Source organism: Candidatus Korarchaeota archaeon NZ13-K (assembly GCA_003344655.1).
In the GTDB taxonomy this organism is placed as follows: Archaea; Korarchaeota; Korarchaeia; order Korarchaeales; family Korarchaeaceae; genus Korarchaeum.
Genome location: MAIU01000104.1, coordinates 1 through 3,527, shown reverse-complemented (window position 1 = coordinate 3,527; position 3,527 = coordinate 1). Strand labels below are relative to the sequence as shown.

Here is a 3,527-nt window from a genome sequence, read left to right as displayed (position 1 = left end):
CTCATTGGCACAGTTGAATGGGATTTCGGGGACGGTGATGTGAAGACATACACGGGCGGATGGAGCAAGGTCAATGAGACGAGGGAGGGCGGCCTGACATACTATGTCTACGCGATGAGCGTGTCACACACTTATAAGGACTACAGACAGTACACTGTTAAGATAAAAGCTACTGATAGATTCGGTAAGGATGGTGAGTACACAGCATCGATTGCCGTGGTGAAGTCGAACCTTCCGCCACTAGTTGAACTGGAGGACGTGCAACCTAATCCGGCCAAACCGGGTGAGAAGGTGGTCTTCTCGGTGAGGGCATCAGATCCCGATGGTCGCGTGACCACCTTCTACTGGGACTTCGGGGATGGGAATAAGCAGCAGGGCGCCAACCTCACGAGGGTGACGCACGCCTATTCCAGCGAGGGGACGTACACGGCAACCGTTAAGGTTGTGGATGACAAGGGTGAGACGTCCAATGTAGTATCGGTCAAAGTTTATGTGAAATCGGAGCCCACAGTGGCTAAGGTATCGAACAGGGCGCCAGTTGTCACATCGGTGATCTTCACACCAAATGAACCGACCCCCGGGGCCACGATAACGTTCAGGGCCTCGGCCTATGATCCGGATGGGGACGCGATAACCTACACCTGGGACCTCGGGGACGGAACGGTCAGGAAGGGCGGTGCCGAGATGAAGTACTCCTATCCGAAGGAGGGAGCGTACACCGTTAAGGTCAAGGCGACCGACTCAAAGGGCCTCGAGTCCCCATACTACACGATCAGCGTCGCTGTTAAGGGGAACAAACCTCCGAGGGCCGTGATAGTATCAGTGGAAAGCTCGGACGGCGCCACATTCATCCTCCAAGGTATGGGAATAGATCCCGATGGCCATGTCGTGGCCTATGAGTGGAGGACTGGTGACGGGAAGACCTTCACGGGGGAGCTAGAGGGCAACTCGATCCCTCACAAGTACATCAGCTACACATACTCCAAGAGCGGGAACTACACCGTGAGCTTCAGGGTGAAGGATGATCAGGGGGCCTGGTCCGAGTGGGTCACCAAGAGAGTGACGGTGAGGCTCCCCGAGAAGCTCGCATCTGCAGCTGTATCATGGCTGGGCCTCGATAACATATGGATCACCGCCGGCGCCGGGGCGGCCGTTGTGATTTTCGCCAGCTACCTGGCCATCAGGGACTCCAGGAGGAACGGATTCGTGGAGAGGGCGAGGTCCTCTAGGAAGGTGGTGGTCAAGGGGGATCGCGCTAGGGATAGGGGCGTTAGCCCCAGGTATGACTACAGGGACTACAGGAGCTACGTGAGGAGAAGGTCGAGGAGGACCCCCTGGGAATGATCCGAGGCCCGCGGAAAGCCTCATCCATTGGAATCATGGGTCACCTCAACTAGTGAGAGCTATAACCGATCACGCAGAGGATCAGCCTACGGACGACCTCGCTATCTGAGAGTTTGTAGAGCCTGGCCCTTCCCACCGAGATCTCCTCGAGGACTCCGGCATCGCTGAGCGCTTTGAGGTTCCTCTTGGCGCTTGTATAGGGAATTCCGAGCTCCCTGGATATCCTGCTCACGTTAGCCCCTTTCCTCTCGAGCAGGTACCTGATGATCCTTATCCTGATCTTGTTGCCCAAGGCCTGGGCCAACAGATCCTCCCAGTCCAATCCGCCCACCTCTCAGGGGATCACCTCGATCGTGTTGTTGTATCTGGGGTAGCGGAGTTCCTCCGCGCAGACGGTTCCCTCCCTGATAAGCTCTTTGATCTCGCTCTCTAGCTCAGTAACTATCCTGATGGTCTCCCTGGTGACTTCGCACACGGCCCTGAACCCATCCTCTCCCCATAGACGCTCCATGTATGAGTAAAGGCACCTCCCCCTGCAGTGAGCGAAGTAGTCGCAGCTCGTGCAGGGCTCCCCCAACCTGACCTCCCTCAGTGAACCATCCTGAATGCTCCCGACGTGAGCCCAGCTCGAGTCCACGGCTATGGGACAGGCCACTATCCTCCCATCGGGGAGCACCGTGAGGCTCTCGCTGCCCGCCCCGCAGGGGGGTGATGGGAGGTCCCCGAAGAGGGATGCCCTCATGATCCCAAGGAAGGGGGCCAAACCGAGTATCCTTCCCCTCCTCATCTCCTCGATCCAGAGGGATGAGAGCCTCCTTATGCCCGGAAGGTAGGAGCGCCTGGCCCACTCCTCGAATCCCCACCTCTCCGACCAGATGACGTTGAGCTGCCAGTGAACGTGATCGAAGAGCCCCAACCTCAGGAGGTGCAGGGCATCCTCGTATATATCAGTCCCCTCCCACACGGTCATCCTAGCTATAAGGTCTCCTGAGAAGCCCATATCCCTCAGGGCTCTGGCGGCTTTCACAACAGCCTCGTAGTTCCCCCTACCCCTCTGCCTATCGTTCACATGAGGTCTGCCGTCCACAGAGAGTAGAACAGAATCGAAGGAGAGCCAGTAGCTCTTGGGAAGGTTCGTGATGAGCGTACCATTTGTTTGTATGACGAACCTGCCCTCCCAGCGCCTGGCTTTGAGGGAGTCCATCACCCTCATTATCAGCTTAGGATTGAGGAGGGGCTCCCCCCCGTAGAATGCCACGTCGGAGTTCCTCTCGACGATGAACTCCACGAGATCATCAACGGAGTACATTTCCCTGAATGGGACAAGTTTGGGATCGAAGCTGCCGCCGCAGTAACCGCATCTCATGTTACATTTCCCCGTGGTCGTTATTATGGTGATCATTTTAGATCATCCAAGGGTCCCCGACCTCCCGTAATAGTTTATTTATTTCAACTGGCCGGTCTGCCTCCGATGCCGTATGACCTCGTTGAAGGTATCCCTCTCTCACAGACCTCCCGTTGACGAACAGCCCATAGAGATCGTCGAGAGGAAGGGAATAGGGCATCCGGACACGATAGCGGACGGGATAATGGAGAGAGTCTCCCTAGAGCTCAACAGGGAGTACCTGAGGAGGTTCGGGGGCCTACTGCACTATAATGCCGACAAGTCCCTCCTGGCCGCCGGTGTGACGGAACCCGCCTTCGGAGGTGGCAGGGTGATAGAACCGATGCTGATAGTCTTCGGCGATAGGGCCACCACATCCTTCGCCGGGGAGGTCATAGACATAGAGGAGGTGGTCAAGAGGGCTGCCAAGTCCTGGATAAGGGAGAACCTGAGGTTCGTGGATCCGGAGCTTCACGTCAGGTACCAGGTTGAGATGAAGCAGGGGAGCGCTGAGCTCACCGATATATTCAGGAGGGGAAGCAAGGTGATGGGCGCGAATGATACGTCCGCAGCTGTGGGTTATGCTCCACTCTCAAGGACGGAGATGGCGGTATTGGATGTGGAGAGGTTCCTCAACTCCAGGGAGTTCAAGAAGAGCTTCGAGGAGACGGGCGAGGATGTTAAAGTTATGGGATGCCGCTACGATGATAAGCTGGACCTCACAATAGCCCTCGCCTTCGTGGACAGGTTCATATCCAGCGAATCCGAGTACTTCAGGAGGAAGGAGGAGGTGCTGGAG

4 protein-coding genes are annotated in these 3,527 nt (G+C 56.7%); 2 read left to right on the top strand and 2 right to left on the bottom strand.

What is annotated here, in order from left to right; genetic code table 11:
* Window positions 1-39 precede the first annotated feature (39 nt).
* Window positions 40-1,344, top strand: a complete 1,305-nt coding sequence (locus BA066_07315) for a PKD domain-containing protein (protein RDD52887.1) — start codon at window positions 40-42, stop codon at window positions 1,342-1,344.
* A 49-nt stretch (window positions 1,345-1,393) separates the two neighbouring features.
* Here the strand turns inward: BA066_07315 and BA066_07310 are convergent, their stop codons facing one another.
* Together BA066_07310 and BA066_07305 are read right to left on the bottom strand one after the other, a co-directional pair.
* The gene (locus tag BA066_07310) at window positions 1,394-1,675 is read right to left on the bottom strand and encodes an ArsR family transcriptional regulator (GenBank protein RDD52886.1); all 282 of its coding nucleotides are present in this window, start codon (window positions 1,673-1,675) and stop codon (window positions 1,394-1,396) included.
* Window positions 1,676-1,678: 3 nt separating this feature from the next.
* Window positions 1,679-2,737, bottom strand: a complete 1,059-nt coding sequence (locus tag BA066_07305; protein RDD52888.1) for a TIGR04084 family radical SAM/SPASM domain-containing protein — start codon at window positions 2,735-2,737, stop codon at window positions 1,679-1,681.
* Between the two features lie 85 nt (window positions 2,738-2,822).
* Here BA066_07305 and BA066_07300 point away from each other — a divergent pair.
* A partial coding sequence (locus BA066_07300; protein RDD52885.1) for an S-adenosylmethionine synthetase occupies window positions 2,823-3,527 on the top strand: 705 nt, incomplete at its 3' end.